Source organism: Sphingomonas sp. SORGH_AS_0950 (assembly GCF_030818415.1).
GTDB lineage: Bacteria > Pseudomonadota > Alphaproteobacteria > Sphingomonadales > Sphingomonadaceae > Sphingomonas.
In genome coordinates this window covers 1,131,415-1,145,509 of the sequence record NZ_JAUTAE010000001.1, presented here as the reverse complement: position 1 = coordinate 1,145,509, position 14,095 = coordinate 1,131,415, and the positions used below count along the sequence as shown (strand labels likewise).

Below are 14,095 nucleotides of genomic sequence, written 5' to 3'. Positions count from 1 at the left end.
AGCGCCGGTGGCTCCCTGAGTAGGATTCGAACCTACGGCCGCTCGATTAACAGTCGAGAGCTCTACCGCTGAGCTATCAGGGAATGTTCCGGCGCTGTGGAGGGGTCCTATAAAGGGCTCGAAAAAAGCCGCAACCCCTTTTTTGACGGTTTCGCGTAAGCCTTGCCGTCAAAGCTGTGGATAAAATGCGGGGCAGAGGATGAATTGCTCCCCCCGTCGCCGGTCAGGCGACGAATTGCTCCATCGTGATGCGGTCGTCCAATGCGTGTTCGGGATCGAACATCAGCGTCAACTCGCGCGAGCGGTCCATGCAGATATCGACCTGCGCCACGTCGCGGACCTCGCGCTGGTCGGCCACCGCCGAGACGGGGCGCTTGCCGGGATCGAGCACGCGGATCGAGATGCGCGCCTTGTCGGGCAGGATTGCCCCGCGCCAGCGCCGGGGACGGAAAGGGCTGATCGGGGTCAGCGCGATCAGCGCGGAGCCGAGCGGCAGGATCGGCCCTTGCGCCGAGAAATTATAGGCGGTCGACCCGGCCGGAGTGGCGGCCAGGATGCCGTCGCAGGCCAGTTCGGGCAGGACGATGCGGCCATTGACCATGACCTCCAGCTTGGCGGTCTGGCGCGTCTCGCGCAGCAGCGACACTTCGTTGATCGCGGGCAGCGTGTGGACGCGGCCGTCGATCCCGGTCGCGGTCATCTTGAGCGGGGTGACGCGGAACGGCTTGGCGCGGGCCAGCCGGTCCTCCAGCCCATAGCCGCGCCACTCGTTCATCAGGAAGCCGACCGTGCCCAGGTTCATGCCGAACACTGGCACCGGGCCACGCCGCCGCTCGAGCATCCGGTGCAGCGTCTGGAGCATGAAGCCGTCGCCGCCGAGTGCGATGACATAATCGGCTTCGTCGAAATCGACCCAGTCGGCGCTGTTCTGCAGATCGGCGACCGCGGCCTGGGCCGGGGCGGTGGGCGAGGCGACCAGCGCCCGCCGGACGGGAAGCGTCATCCGCCGGTCACGCTCATATGACGCGACACCGCCGGGGCCGATCCCGCCTCGATCCGGAAATCATGCCGCGCGGGCTTGGCCGCCAGACCCGCATCGATCGCCTCGTCCAGCGCGCGCAGCCCGCCCTCGCGCAGGGCCGCCTTCAAATCCACCTGATCCTCATGGCCCAGACACATATACAGCTTGCCCTCGGTCGTCAGCCTCACCCGGTTGCAACCGTCGCAAAAATTGGCGGTGAGCGGGGAGATGAGGCCCAGCCGCGTGCCGGTGCCCTCGACCTGCCAATATCGCGCGGGGCCGCCGGTCCGATGCCCGGCGCGCACGAGCGGGAATTGCGACGACAGCCGGTCGAATATCTCGGTCAGCGGCAGGAAGCGGTCGACCCGATCCTCGTCGATCGCGCCGAGCGGCATCGTCTCGATCAAGGACAGGTCGAGGCCCTCGGCCACGCACCAGGCGAGCATCGCCCCGATCTCGTCGTCGTTCAGCCCCTTGAGCGCGACCATGTTGATCTTGATCGACAGGCCGGTGTCGCGTGCGGACAGGATGCCATGGATCACCTGCGCCACGTCGCCGTGCCGGGTGATGTAGCGGAAGCGTTCGGGATCGCGGCTGTCCAGGCTGACATTGATTCGCCGCACGCCCGCATCGACCAGCGCCCCGGCATGATCCGCCAGCCGGGTGCCGTTGGTGGTCATGGTCAGTTCGTCCAGGCCCTGCCCGACATGGCTGCCCAGCCGCCGGACCAGATCGGCGACGTCGCGCCGCACCAGCGGCTCGCCCCCCGACAGACGGATCCGGGTCACGCCGCGCGCGATGAACCGCTCGGCGATGATCGCGATTTCGTCCAGGGTCAGCAGCTTGGCACGCGGCAGAAAGGTCATCTGCTCGGCCATGCAATAGCGGCAACGCAGGTCGCACCGGTCGGTGACCGAAATCCGCAGATAGCGGATGGTCCGGCCATGCTGGTCGACAAGGGACCCACGCGAGGACCCACCGGGTGAGGCGGAGGCGCAACCCATGGTCATATCGCTAGACCCATGACGGGACGTCGACAAGACGGATAGGCGTTGGTGATGCCGATGCCGGGGGATAGGATGCGTTCATGACGCAGGATGAATTCGGATTTAACGCCCACATGGGGGGAACGGCGGTCTTTGCGCTTTCGTTCCACCCCGGCGACCCGGCATCCGGCAAAGCCATGCCCACGCTGGACGAGGCGGTGATCCGCGCGGGCTGGGCGATCTGGTCGATGGCGCCGCGCGACGGCGATCCGCCCGGCGGCGACACGTTGATCGGGTCCTTCCTGACGAGCGAGGCGCGCATCGCGCTGATCGATGCGCGGTGGAACGGGGATGCCGGACTGCGCGCGGCGCAGGCGCTTGGCGTGGTGGTCGCGGCGACGGGGGCGGCGATGCTGGTCGCGGTTCCCGATGGCGACGGCATGACGCTGGACGCCTTTCTGGCTGCTGGTGCGACCCATATCCTGACGCCGGGGGCCGACGATGCGATGATCCGCGCCGCGCTGAAGATGGCGGATCGGCACGCGCGGCGCACGCTCGACGTGCGGCGGCGGCGAAGCCATGCCGATGGCGAGGTGGGGGAGATCCATCGCTGGATCGCCGACACCATCGGTCGCGGTCATCCTTGCGTCGCGATCGTCATATCGCTGTCGCGGCTGGACCTGGTCAATGCCGCGCATGGCCGTCCGGCGGGCAACATGCTGCTGCGCGGAGTGGAGGCGCGGATCCAGGCGGCGGCGGCCGAGGCCTTTGGCGATGGGGCGATCGTCGCGCGGTCGGGCGGTGCCGAGTTCGTCATGGCAGGCATCGCGCCACCGGGCGAGGGGCGCGCCATCGCCGAGACGCTGGAGGCGCTGCTCGCGCTGCCGTTCCAGGCGGGGGCGGTGCCGATCCGGCTGGGCGTGCGGCTGGGCCTGGCCGAGCATCGCCCCGGCGAGGACCCCGGCATGCTGCTGACCCGCGCGGGCGAGGCTTTGCGCAAGGCGCGGGCGAGCGATGGGGCGATGCTGCGCTTTGCCCATCCGGGCGATGCCGCGCCGCTCGACGTGCTGGGCGCCGATCTGCACCATGCCATCGAGCGGGGGGAGATCGACATCGTCTTCCAGCCGCAGGTCGCGATCGCCACCGGACGGATCACCGGCGTCGAGGCCCTGGCGCGCTGGCGGCATCCGACGCTGGGGCCGCTGGGGGCCGACCCCCTGTTCGCGGCGGCCGAGCGCGCCGATCTGGGGCTGGCGCTGTCCGACCATATCCAGCAGATCGCGTTGCAGCGCGCGGCATGCTGGCCCGCGACGCTGGCCAAGCTGCGCCTGTCGATCAACATCACCGCCGCCGATGTCGGCCGCTCGGGTTTTGCCCGACTGTTCCTCGACCGGGTGGCGGCAAGCGGCTTTCCGCTGGGCCGACTGACCGTGGAGATCACCGAGACGGGGCTGATCAGCGAGCTCGACCGAGCGGCGGTCGTGCTGGGCACGCTGCGCGCGGCGGGCGTCCGGGTGGCGATCGACGATTTCGGGACCGGCTATTCCAGCCTAGCCTATCTGACCAGCCTGCCGATCGACTATCTGAAGCTCGACCGCGCGCTGGTGGCCGAGGTCGACGGATCGCAGCGCGACCGGGTCGTGGTGCGCGGAGTCATCGGGATCGCGACGCAACTGGGCATGGGCATCATCGCCGAGGGGGTCGAGACGCATGAGCAGGCGCAGTTGCTCGGCCGGCTGGGCTGCGAGACCTATCAGGGTTTCCTGCGCGCCGCGCCGCTCGACGGGCCGGATCTGCTCGCGATGGTCGAGGAGGAGATGGAATGCGCGAAGTGATGATGATGGCGGCGGTCCCGCTGGCCCCGATGGCCGCCCATGCGGCGGCTCCCGCCGTCGATCCGGCGGAAGCGGCGATCCGCGCGACGATGCTGGCAAGCGCGGCGGGATGGAATGCGGGCGATCTGGACCGCTTCATGGCGATCTATGCCCCCGATGCGGTTTTCGTCGGCAGCAAGGGGCTGATCCGCGGAAAAGCCGCGATCGCCGACAATTACCGGAAGAGCTTCGCAGCCGGCGGCAACAGCCGGGGACAGCTGCGCTTCGCCTTTCTCGAATGCAGGCGGATCGGCGAGCGGCGCATCCTGTTCGCGCGCTGGATGCTGACGGGCGGCGCCAAGGACGAGAGCGGGATGACCACCCTGGTATTCGAGCACCGCGCCGATGGCTGGAAGATCGTCGCGGATCACAGCAGCTAGGCACATGCTGTCGCCCCAGCCTACGCTGGGGCGACGCTATTTACCCCGCGGCTTTCGCCAATCCCTTCGACAGTTGCAGCGCGCCGTGCAGCCGCGCCTTGGCATCGGGCCAGGCGCGGTTGAGGACCAGCTTGCCGTCGGGGCGCAGCTTGGCGAGGTCGCCCAGTCGCTCGACATAGGCGAACAGACCGTCGACATTGGGCGGACGGTTGTCGTGGAAGCTGATCAGCACTCCGCGCGGGCCGACGTCCATCTTGGCGATGCAGGCCGTCTTGGCGTTCAGCTTGATCTTGATGACCTGGATGAGATTGTCGGTCGCCTCGGGCAGCGGGCCGAAGCGGTCGATCATCTCGGCGGCGAATTCCTCGACTTCCCTGTGCTTTTCGAGGTCGTTGAGGCGGCGATACAGCCCCATGCGCAGGTCGAGATCGGGGACATAGTCCTCCGGGATCAGGATCGCCGCATCGACGGTGATCTGGGGCGAGAAGTCGCGCTTCTTCTCGAACGCGCCGCCTGCCTTGGCCTCGAGGATCGCCTCTTCGAGCATCGACTGATAAAGTTCGTAGCCGACCTCCTTGATATGCCCCGACTGTTCGTCGCCGAGCAGATTGCCCGCACCGCGAATGTCGAGGTCGTGGCTGGCCAACTGGAAGCCAGCGCCCAGCGAGTCCAGGTCGGACAGAACCTTCAGCCGCTTCTCGGCCGCCTCGGTCATCATCCGTTCGGGCGGCGTCACCATATAGGCATAGGCGCGCGTCTTCGAGCGGCCGACGCGCCCGCGCAGCTGGTAGAGCTGGGCGAGGCCGAAGCGGTCGGCGCGGTTGACGATCATCGTGTTGGCGGACGGGATGTCGATGCCGCTTTCGATGATGGTGGTCGAGACCAGCACTTCGAACTTGCGGTCGTAAAAGGCCGACATGCGCTCTTCGACCTCGGTCGGCGACATCTGGCCGTGCGCGACGACATAGCGGACCTCGGGCACCTCCTTGCGCAGATATTCCTCGATATCCGGCAGGTCGGCGACGCGGGGGGTGACGAGGAAGCTCTGCCCGCCGCGATAATGTTCGCGCAACAGGGCCTCGCGCAGCACCACCGGGTCCCAGGGCATGACATAGGTCCGCACCGCCAGGCGGTCGACCGGCGGCGTCTGGATCACCGACAGTTCGCGCAGGCCCGACATCGCCATTTGCAGCGTGCGCGGGATCGGCGTGGCGGTCAGCGTCAGCATATGCACATCGGCCTTCAGAGCCTTCAGCCGTTCCTTGTGCGTCACGCCGAACCGCTGTTCCTCGTCCACGATGACGAGGCCCAGCCGCTTGAACTCGACATTCTTCGCCAGCAGCGCATGGGTGCCGACGACGATGTCGATATCGCCCGAGGCCGCGCCGTCCTTGACCTTCTTCGCCTCGGTTGCGGTGACGAGGCGGGAGAGGCGGCCGATCTTGATGGGAAAGCCCTCGAACCGCGCCACGAAGTTGTTGTAATGCTGGCGCGCGAGCAGCGTGGTCGGACAGACGACCGCCACCTGCATCCCTGCCATCGCCGCGACAAAGGCGGCACGCAGCGCGACCTCGGTCTTGCCGAAGCCGACATCGCCGACGATCAGCCGGTCCATCGGCTTGCCCGCGGTCAGGTCGCCCAGCACATCGTCGATCGCCCGGTCCTGATCGTCGGTTTCCTCATAGGGGAAACGGTCGACGAACGCCGGATAGCCCGCGCTGTCGGGCTCGGCCACTTCGCCGGGGCGCAGCGCGCGTTCGGCGGCGGTGGCGATCAGTTCACCCGCGATCTCGCGGATGCGCTCCTTCATCTTCGACTTGCGCCGCTGCCAGGCCTCGCCGCCCAGCCGGTCGAGCGTCGCGCCGTCCTCGCCAGAGCCGTAGCGGGTCAGGACTTCGAGATTTTCGACCGGCACATACAGCTTGTCGCCGCCCGCATAGGAGAGCGCGACACAGTCATGCGGGCTCTTGCCGACGGGGATCGAGGTCAGCCCCTCATAGCGGCCGATGCCGTGATCCGAGTGCACCACCAGATCGCCGGGCGAGAGCGTCGCCAGCTCCGCCAGGAAAGCGTCGGCCGACTTGCGCCTTTTCTGCCGCCGGACCAGCCGGTCGCCCAGCATGTCCTGCTCGGTCAGAACCGCGATGCCCGGCGCGGTAAAGCCATGATCGAGCGGCAGGACGACCAGCGCCACGCCGAAGCTCTTCGCCGTATCGGCGATGCCCAGCGCTTCCTGCCAGGTCTCGGCGGCCTTGGCGCCCTTCAGGCCATGGTCCTTCAGCAGGCTGCCGAGCCGCTCGCGCGCGCCGATGGAGTAGCTGGCGAGGACGGGCTTGCGCCCTTCCTTGCGCAGCGCCTCGACATGATCGACCACCGCCTCATAGATATTGGCATGGGCCGCGCGTTCGGGCGCGAAGTCGCGCGCGCCGTCCACCTCGAAATCGAGGACGGTCGCGCTTTCGGGCTCGTGGAAGGGCGAGACGAGGTGTGCGGTCGCCGCCTCCAGCCCCGCCTCCCATTCCTTGGGCGCCAGATAGAGCGCCTTGGCGGGCAGGGGCCGGAAGCTGCCCGGCTGCGCGGCTTCGGCGCGTTTGCGGTTCTCGTAATAGTCTGCGATCGCGTCGAACCGGCCGCTCGCCGCCGCCGCGACGCCATTGTCGCGCACGACGACCGCGCCGTCGCCGAGATGGTCGAACAGCGTCGCCAGCTTCTCCTCGAACAGCGGCAGCCAATGCTCCATCCCCGCCATGCGCCGCCCCTCGGACACCGCCTGATAGAGCGGGTCGCCGGTCGCGGTCGCGCCGAAGGTTTCGCGATAGCGGGTGCGGAACCGCTTGATCGACTCCTCGTCCAGCAAGGCTTCCGACGCGGGGAGCAGGGTGAAGCCCTCGATCCGCCCCGTGGTCCGCTGGTCGGCGGGGTCGAAGGTGCGGACGCTCTCGATCTCGTCGCCGAAGAAGTCGAGCCGCAGCGCCTGTTCCTCGCCGCTGGGGAACAGGTCGACCAGCCCGCCGCGCACCGCGAACTCGCCCTGGTCGTGGACCGTCTCGGTCCGGACATAGCCGTTCGCCTGGAGCAGCGCGGACAGCCTTTCCAGGCCGATCCGCTCGCCGGGAGCCAGGCGCGCGACCAGCTGGCGGATGCGGAACGGCGTCAATACGCGCTGGGTCGCGGCATTGGCGGTGGTCAGCACCAGCTGCGGCGTCTTCGGCTTGGCCTGGAGCCGGTGCAGCCCCGCGATCCGCTCCGCCATGACGCGAAGGGTCGGCGAGGCGCGGTCATAGGGCAGACAGTCCCAGGCTGGGATCTGCAAGATTTCCAGCTCGGGCGCGAAATAGGGCGCGGTCGAGGCCAGCTCGCGCATCTGCGCTTCGTCGGCGCAGATGAAGACCGCGCGGGTCGTTGCGGCGCGCGACAGGTCGGCCAGCACCACCGGCAGGAACCCCGCTGGAACGCCCGACAGGGTCAGCGGGCTCTTGGCGGTCAGGATCGTCTTGATATCGGGCATGGGGTTCCGAAGCTGGGGAAAGCAAAGGGCCAAACGCGTGTCGCGGGAAATTTCCCCTTCATCCGTCATCCCGGCGAAGGCCGGGATCTCGTGCGGCAAGGGGACAACAGCCGCCAAAGGCCCCAGCCTGTGCTGGGGCGACGGTTTTACCGGGCGATGGGTACGAAATTCAGCGCGCGCATCCGTTGCATCACCGGGCCGTCCCACTGGGGCGGACAGGCTTGCGTGCCGATGGCCCAGGCCATGATGTCGACATCCTGTTCCTCCAGCAGCGCCTCGAACCAGTCGAGCTCTTCCGGGCTCAGCGTCTCATGATGCGCGTCGAAGAAGCCGCCGATCATCAGATCGGCTTCCTTGGTGCCGCGATGCCATGCGCGGAAGCGGAGGCGCTTGATACGGGTTTCGTGGTCCATGGGGCTCCGATCGGACGAGATTGTCCGCACGCTCTGGCGACATGCGGCGGGTAGGCTATACAGACCCATCTAGTCATGCGTCCCGATATCCTCAATCCGCTGTTCGCCGAGGTCACGTCGCTGAAAGGCGTCGGGCCTGGCCTCGCCAAGCCGCTCGAACGCCTGCGCATCGCGCGCGTGGTCGATGTCGCCTTTCATTTGCCGACCGGGCATATCGACCGCTTTCCCCGCGACGAACTGATGGTGTCGGACGCGGGGCGGGTGATCGCCATCCCGCTGACCGTGAAGGAGCACCGCGTTTCCTCCTCCCCGCGTGGGCCGACACGGGTGCGCGCCGAGGACGCGGCGGGGAACAGCGTCGCGCTGGTCTATTTCGGCGGCAATTCGGGCTGGGTGAAGAAACTGCTTCCCATCGGCGAGACCAAGGTCGTGTCGGGGCGTCTCGACCTGTACGGCCAGGATTTGCAGATCGTCCATCCCGACCTGGGCGACAGCGCCGAGGGGTTTCGCGAGCGCGAGGCCATCTATCCGCTGTCGGAGGGGATCACCTCGCGGCGACTGGGCGCGCTGGCGGCGCAGGCGGTGGAGCGTTCGCCCGAACTGCCCGAATGGATCGAGCCGGGGCTGAAGGCGCAGCGCGGCTGGCCCGACTGGAAGGAGGCGCTCGCCCGCATCCACGCGGACCCCGCCGATGCGAAGGCGCGCGAGCGGCTGGGCTATGACGAGGTCTTCGCCAACCAACTCGCCATGACGCTGGTGCGCGCAGACACCCGCAAGCGGCGCGGTCGGGCGCTGAACGGTGACGGGCGCTTAAGGGACATGCTCAGGCTGCCCTATACGCTGACCGGCGCGCAGAGCCGGACGGTGCGCGAGATTGAGGGCGATCTGGCGCAGGACGCGCCTATGCTGCGGCTGCTCCAGGGCGATGTGGGCGCGGGCAAGACTTTGGTCGCCGCGATGGCGATGCTGATCGCGGTCGAGGCCGGAGCACAGGCCGCCATGCTGGCCCCGACCGAAATCCTCGCGCGCCAGCATTATGAGACGCTCCGCAAGACGCTCGCCGGGCTGCCGGTCGAGATCGCGGTGCTCACGGGCCGCGACAAGGGCAAGGCGCGCGAGGCCACGCTGATGGCGCTGGCAGCGGGGGAGATCGACATCCTTGTCGGCACCCATGCCATCTTCCAGGAAACCGTGACCTACCGCGACCTCGCGCTGGTGGTGGTGGACGAGCAGCATCGCTTCGGCGTGGCGCAGCGGATGATGCTGTCCGCCAAGGGCAAGGCGCCGCCGCACCTGCTGGCGATGACCGCGACGCCGATCCCGCGCACGCTGACGCTGGCCAATTATGGCGAGATGGATGTCAGCCGCCTGGACGAGATGCCCCCCGGTCGCCAGCCGATCGAGACGCGGGTGGTGTCCGAGGACCGGCTGGACGAGGTGGTCAACGCGCTCGGCCGGCATCTGTCCGATGGCGGTCAGGCTTACTGGGTCTGCCCGCTGGTCGAGGAAAGCGAGAAGTCCGACCTCGCCGCCGCCGAGATGCGCGCCGAGAGTCTGCGCGCGCGGTTCGGCGAGCGGGTCGGCCTCGTCCATGGCAAGATGAAGCCCGCCGAGAAGGACGCCGTGATGGAGGCGTTCGCGGGCGGGCGGCTGGGCGTGCTGGTCGCGACGACGGTGATCGAGGTGGGGGTGGACGTGCCCAACGCCACGCTGATCGTGATCGAACATGCCGATCGCTTCGGCCTGGCCCAGCTGCACCAGCTGCGCGGGCGTGTCGGGCGGGGCGGGGGACTGTCGCGCTGTCTGCTGCTGCGCGGTTCGCATCTGTCGGAGACGTCGCGGGCGCGGCTGGCGTTGATGCGCGAGACCAATGACGGCTTCCGCATCGCCGAGGAGGATCTGCGGTTGCGCGGGGCGGGCGAACTGCTCGGCACGCGGCAATCGGGGGAGATGGCTTTTCGCCTCGCGACCCCTGAGAATATGGCCGACCTGATGCAATGCGCGCAGGACGATGCGCGGCTGCTGATCGACCGCGACGGTGGGCTGGAGGCGCCGCGGGGCCAGGCGGCGCGGACCGCGCTCTATCTGTTCGAGCGGGATGCGGGCGTGGCGCTGTTGCGCTCGGGCTGAACGAAGCGGCTTGGCTGGCGTTGAGCGCGGATGGCTGCTGTCTTTCCGCTTATTCTCGTCCTGATCGCCGGTATCGGCCTTGCCATCCAGCCGCCGACCAATGCCGAACTCGCCAAGGTGTCGGGGTCGGTCGTGCTGGCCGCGCTGACCTCGTTCCTGATCGGGACATTGGTGCTGGCGGTCGCCTGGGTGGCGATGGACCGGACCAGTCCGGCGGCGCTGAAGGGCGCGCCGGGCTGGGCGTGGCTGGGCGGCTTCTATGGCGCGGGGTTCGTGGCGGTGCTGGCCTATGCCGCGCCGAGGCTGGGGATTTCGGTGGCGTTGACGGCGGCGATCGCCAGCCAGCTGGTCGCCGCGCTGATCGTCGACCATTTCGGGCTGTTCGGGGTGCGGGTGGAGCCGGTGACCTTGGGGAAGGTCATCGGTGTCGCGCTGGTGATTGCGGGGGCGGTGGTGGTGCGGCGGGGGTAAGGGGTCTGGCCTATCGAACCGGCCGTACCCCGGCGGAGGCCGGAGTCCAGTTGCCGGGCGTTGGGGGTGAAGGGAGAGTGCCTCCCACGCATCGTTATCCCGCTTCTTCGGCGACGTAGAAACTGGGCCCCGGCCTTCGCCGGGGAACGGATTTGTTGAGGGGTTTACAAGCCAACCCCCGTTCAGCCTGAGCCCTTCGGCTGGCTGGCAAGCCAGCCGCTCAGGATAAACTTCGGCGCTTTGCGCCGAAGTCGAAGGCCAAGGGAATCACCCCGCCGTCAACAACCCATGGTTCTTCTTGCCCGACGACAGCTTCACCGGCTCTGCCCCGACCGCGATGACGGCATTCTCGTCCGCCACCTTCTCGCCATCGACGCGCGCGCCGCCGCCCGCGATCAGACGGCGTGCCTCGCCCTTGGACTTGGCGAAGCCCAGCCCGATCAGCGCATCAACGATGGTGATCGATCCGCCCGCGACCGCAAAGCTGGGCAGAGCGGCACCCGCCGCGCCTTCCTCGAAGGTCCGCCGCGCCGTCTCGGCCGCTTCATCCGCCGCCGCGCGGCCCCGGCACATGGCGGTGGCCTCGTTGGCGAGGATCTTCTTGGCCTCGTTGATCTCCGCGCCTTCCAGCTTTTCCAGGCGCGCGATCTCGTCCAGCGGCAGGTCGGTGAACAGCCGCAGGAAGCGGCCCACGTCACGGTCGTCGGTGTTGCGCCAGAATTGCCAGTAATCGAAATGCGGCAGCTGGTCCTCGTGCAGCCAGACCGCACCGGCCATGGTCTTGCCCATCTTGCCGCCGTCCGCCGTGGTGATCAGCGGGGTGGTCACGCCGAACACCTCGGTCCCGTCCATGCGGCGGGCGAGTTCAATGCCGTTGACGATATTGCCCCACTGGTCCGACCCGCCCATCTGAAGGCGGCAGCCATGACGCTGCGCCAGTTCGCGGAAGTCATAGGCCTGGAGGATCATGTAATTGAATTCTAGGAAGCTGAGCGACTGTTCGCGGTCGAGGCGCAGCTTCACGGAATCGAACGACAGCATCCGGTTGACCGAGAAATGCTGGCCCACTTCGCGCAGGAAGGGGATGTATTCCAGCCTGTCGAGCCAGTCGGCATTGTCGACCATCACCGCATCGGTGGGGCCGTCACCAAAGGTCAGGAAGCGTTCGAAGATGCGCTTGATCGAGGCGACATTGTCCTTGATCCCGTCCTCGCCGAGCAGCTTGCGCGCCTCGTCCTTGAAGCTGGGGTCGCCGATCTTGCCGGTGCCGCCGCCCATCAGTACGATCGGCTTGTGCCCGGTTTGCTGCATCCGGCGCAGCAGCATGATCTGCACCAGGCTGCCCACATGCAGCGACGGCGCGGTGGGGTCGAAACCGATATAGCCGGGCACCACCCCCGACGCCGCCAGCTTGTCCAGCGCGGCGGCATCGGTCATCTGGTGGACGTAACCCCGTTCATCCAGGGTGCGAAGCAGATCGGACGTGTATGCCATAGGGCTGGCTCGTTACACCGCCGATCCGCATTCGTCACCCTCCGACGAAGGGCTTAGCGACAGAGCGTCCGGCCATTCTGGCGGACATAGCGGCAGGGGCGATAACCGCGACCGTTATAATCGGTATAGTCGCCCTGCGAGCGCGGATCGACATAGCCGGGGGTGCGGCGGGCCCGGTCCATCTCACGCTGGACGCGCGCCTCGCGACGGCCGCGCCAGTCGTCGCCCCGCCAGCCGCGATCGTCGCGCCAGCCACGTCGTTCGCCGCGCCGGTCGTCCCGCCAGTCCCGCCGATCGTCGCGGCGCCACTCGGCCCGGTCGCGGTCGCGATCCCGGCGCGGCCCGTCATCGCGCCAGGATTGGGCCTGCGCGCTGGAAAGCGGCAGCGCGGTCGTGGTCGCGACACCCGCCACCGACAGGCCCATCATGGCCAGCATCTGGAACATCTTCTTCATACGCCAACTCCCGGGGGCAATGGCCCCATGTCGTTTTCAACCTATGACAGGTCGTGGCGTTCCGAATCCTGAACCGGCCGTTAGGCAGCGTTCAGGATTCGGATAACAGGGGTCAGCGTCCGGGCAATTGGCTCAGCGGGTCGACCGGGGTGCGCCCGCGCCGCAGCTCGAAATGCAGCTCGGGCCGTTCGGCAAAGCCGCTCTGCCCCGACAGCGCCAGCGTCTGCCCGCGCTTCACGCTCTGCCCGCGCTGGACGAGCAGCTTGGAGGCATGGCCGTAGACGCTGGTCCAGCCGCCGCCATGCTTGACGATGACCAGCCCGCCCAGCGCGGCGATGCCGTCACCGACATAGGCGACCACGCCGTCCGCCGTCGCCTTGATCGGCGTGCCGGCGGGCACCGCGATCTTGATCCCGTCATTGCGCTCGCCGCTGGGCCCCGCGCCGAAGCGTTTGACGACGCGGCCCTCGACCGGCCAGGCGAAGCCCGAGCTGAGCCGGGCGGGCGCCGCGACCACGGCGGTCGGCGGCAGGACGCGGCGCGGCGTCGGGCTGGGCCGGGCAGGGGCCTGGTTGCTTGCCAGCGCGGGCTCGCCGCCGGTCAGGATGTCGTCGACGTCCAGGGTGAAGGCGGCGGCACGCTCGGCCGCGCTGCTGAGCGGCGCGCTGACCGGATTGCCGGGGATCAGGATGCGCTGCCCGGCGCGCAGGACATAGGGCTCGGCAAAGGCATTGGCCTCGACGATCCGCGACCAGGGCACGCCGTAAGCGCGCGCGATCGCGATGCCGCTTTCGCCGGGGCGGACGAGGTGGAAGCGCCCGGCGGGGATGATCAGCTTCTGGCCGGTGCGGATCACATAGGGCGGGGGCAGGCCGTTGGCGCGCGCGATCGCCTCGGTCCCCGCGCCGGTCCGGTCGCCCACGACGCGCAGCGTGTCGCCCGGCTTGACGATATAGGTCGACCCCTCGATCACCTGTGCATCGGGCGTGACCGGATGGAGTTCCCAGCTGGGACGCGGGGCAGGCGGCGACGGCGCGTGCGCTTGCACCTGCACCGGGGTCGGCACGGGCCGGACCGGCGTTGATGCGACAGGTGGGCGAGGGGCCGGGCGGACCGGCACCGATCGCCGGATCGGCGGCCGCGTGCCGGTCGCATGGGGCGGCACGGTCGCGGTCGGGCGGACCGGAACAGGCTGGCGCGGCGGCAGCGGGCGAGCCTCGACGGAAGGGGGCGGTGCGGTGGGCTGGGCTGCTGGCTGGGCGACGGGTGGGGCGGGGCCGACGGGCGGCTCCATGTTCGGGATGCAGCCCGACAATAACAGGCCGATTCCGACCACGCCCCCCGATAGTCTCAAACTCCGATC

General features: G+C 68.5%; 11 protein-coding genes and 1 tRNA gene. 4 read left to right on the top strand and 8 right to left on the bottom strand.

Features of this window, described 5'->3' with window-relative positions; translation table 11 throughout:
* Window positions 1-8 precede the first annotated feature (8 nt).
* From QE385_RS04790 to moaA, 3 genes are all read right to left on the bottom strand, one after another.
* Window positions 9-83: transfer RNA gene (locus tag QE385_RS04790), tRNA-Asn, on the bottom strand.
* 140 nt (window positions 84-223) lie between these two features.
* Window positions 224-1,003 (bottom strand): NAD kinase, encoded by a 780-nt coding sequence (locus tag QE385_RS04785; protein WP_307099591.1) that lies wholly within the window; start codon window positions 1,001-1,003, stop codon window positions 224-226.
* Window positions 1,000-2,031 (bottom strand): GTP 3',8-cyclase MoaA, encoded by a 1,032-nt coding sequence (gene moaA / locus QE385_RS04780; protein WP_373424629.1) that lies wholly within the window; start codon window positions 2,029-2,031, stop codon window positions 1,000-1,002. Before moaA ends, QE385_RS04785 begins: the two co-directional genes overlap by 4 nt.
* 77 nt (window positions 2,032-2,108) lie before the next feature.
* Between moaA and QE385_RS04775 the strand changes: the two genes are divergently transcribed.
* Together QE385_RS04775 and QE385_RS04770 are read left to right on the top strand one after the other, a co-directional pair.
* The gene (locus QE385_RS04775) at window positions 2,109-3,842 is read left to right on the top strand and encodes a bifunctional diguanylate cyclase/phosphodiesterase (protein WP_307099590.1); all 1,734 of its coding nucleotides are present in this window, start codon (window positions 2,109-2,111) and stop codon (window positions 3,840-3,842) included.
* Window positions 3,830-4,261: an SgcJ/EcaC family oxidoreductase gene (locus tag QE385_RS04770; RefSeq protein WP_307099588.1), complete on the top strand. Its 432-nt coding sequence runs from the start codon at window positions 3,830-3,832 to the stop codon at window positions 4,259-4,261. The genes QE385_RS04775 and QE385_RS04770 overlap by 13 nt, the downstream gene beginning before the upstream one ends.
* A 40-nt stretch (window positions 4,262-4,301) precedes the next feature.
* Here the strand turns inward: QE385_RS04770 and mfd are convergent, their stop codons facing one another.
* Both mfd and QE385_RS04760 read right to left on the bottom strand, forming a co-directional pair.
* The gene (mfd, locus tag QE385_RS04765; RefSeq protein WP_307099586.1) at window positions 4,302-7,769 is read right to left on the bottom strand and encodes a transcription-repair coupling factor; all 3,468 of its coding nucleotides are present in this window, start codon (window positions 7,767-7,769) and stop codon (window positions 4,302-4,304) included.
* A gap of 146 nt (window positions 7,770-7,915) precedes the next feature.
* Window positions 7,916-8,182 (bottom strand): succinate dehydrogenase assembly factor 2, encoded by a 267-nt coding sequence (locus tag QE385_RS04760; protein WP_058716446.1) that lies wholly within the window; start codon window positions 8,180-8,182, stop codon window positions 7,916-7,918.
* 75 nt (window positions 8,183-8,257) lie between these two features.
* Between QE385_RS04760 and recG the strand changes: the two genes are divergently transcribed.
* Both recG and QE385_RS04750 read left to right on the top strand, forming a co-directional pair.
* Window positions 8,258-10,312, top strand: coding sequence for an ATP-dependent DNA helicase RecG (gene recG, locus QE385_RS04755; protein ID WP_307099583.1), 2,055 nt, complete (start codon window positions 8,258-8,260; stop codon window positions 10,310-10,312).
* A gap of 30 nt (window positions 10,313-10,342) precedes the next feature.
* Complete coding sequence (locus QE385_RS04750) at window positions 10,343-10,783, top strand: DMT family transporter (RefSeq protein WP_307099582.1); 441 nt, start codon at window positions 10,343-10,345, stop codon at window positions 10,781-10,783.
* Between the two features lie 267 nt (window positions 10,784-11,050).
* On the opposite strand, the gene tyrS is transcribed toward QE385_RS04750, so the two are convergent.
* The 3 genes from tyrS to QE385_RS04735 all read right to left on the bottom strand — a co-directional run bounded on the left by tyrS (window position 11,051) and on the right by QE385_RS04735 (window position 14,086).
* Complete coding sequence (gene tyrS / locus QE385_RS04745; protein WP_307099579.1) at window positions 11,051-12,277, bottom strand: tyrosine--tRNA ligase; 1,227 nt, start codon at window positions 12,275-12,277, stop codon at window positions 11,051-11,053.
* A gap of 53 nt (window positions 12,278-12,330) precedes the next feature.
* Complete coding sequence (locus QE385_RS04740; RefSeq protein ID WP_307099577.1) at window positions 12,331-12,732, bottom strand: hypothetical protein; 402 nt, start codon at window positions 12,730-12,732, stop codon at window positions 12,331-12,333.
* A 112-nt stretch (window positions 12,733-12,844) separates the two neighbouring features.
* Entirely contained in the window at window positions 12,845-14,086 is a 1,242-nt protein-coding gene (locus QE385_RS04735) for a M23 family metallopeptidase (protein WP_307099575.1), read from the bottom strand.
* Between the last annotated feature and the right edge of the window lie 9 nt (window positions 14,087-14,095).

Coding starts and splice junctions, on each gene's coding strand:
- QE385_RS04770 (WP_307099588.1), top strand. CDS start 3,830: ATGCGCGAAGTGATGATGATGGCGGCGGTCCCGCTGGCCCCGATGGCC.
- QE385_RS04740 (WP_307099577.1), bottom strand. CDS start 12,732: ATGAAGAAGATGTTCCAGATGCTGGCCATGATGGGCCTGTCGGTGGCG.
- recG (WP_307099583.1), top strand. CDS start 8,258: ATGCGTCCCGATATCCTCAATCCGCTGTTCGCCGAGGTCACGTCGCTG.
- QE385_RS04775 (WP_307099590.1), top strand. CDS start 2,109: ATGACGCAGGATGAATTCGGATTTAACGCCCACATGGGGGGAACGGCG.
- mfd (WP_307099586.1), bottom strand. CDS start 7,769: ATGCCCGATATCAAGACGATCCTGACCGCCAAGAGCCCGCTGACCCTG.
- tyrS (WP_307099579.1), bottom strand. CDS start 12,277: ATGGCATACACGTCCGATCTGCTTCGCACCCTGGATGAACGGGGTTAC.
- QE385_RS04750 (WP_307099582.1), top strand. CDS start 10,343: ATGGCTGCTGTCTTTCCGCTTATTCTCGTCCTGATCGCCGGTATCGGC.
- QE385_RS04760 (WP_058716446.1), bottom strand. CDS start 8,182: ATGGACCACGAAACCCGTATCAAGCGCCTCCGCTTCCGCGCATGGCAT.
- moaA (WP_373424629.1), bottom strand. CDS start 2,031: ATGACCATGGGTTGCGCCTCCGCCTCACCCGGTGGGTCCTCGCGTGGG.
- QE385_RS04785 (WP_307099591.1), bottom strand. CDS start 1,003: ATGACGCTTCCCGTCCGGCGGGCGCTGGTCGCCTCGCCCACCGCCCCG.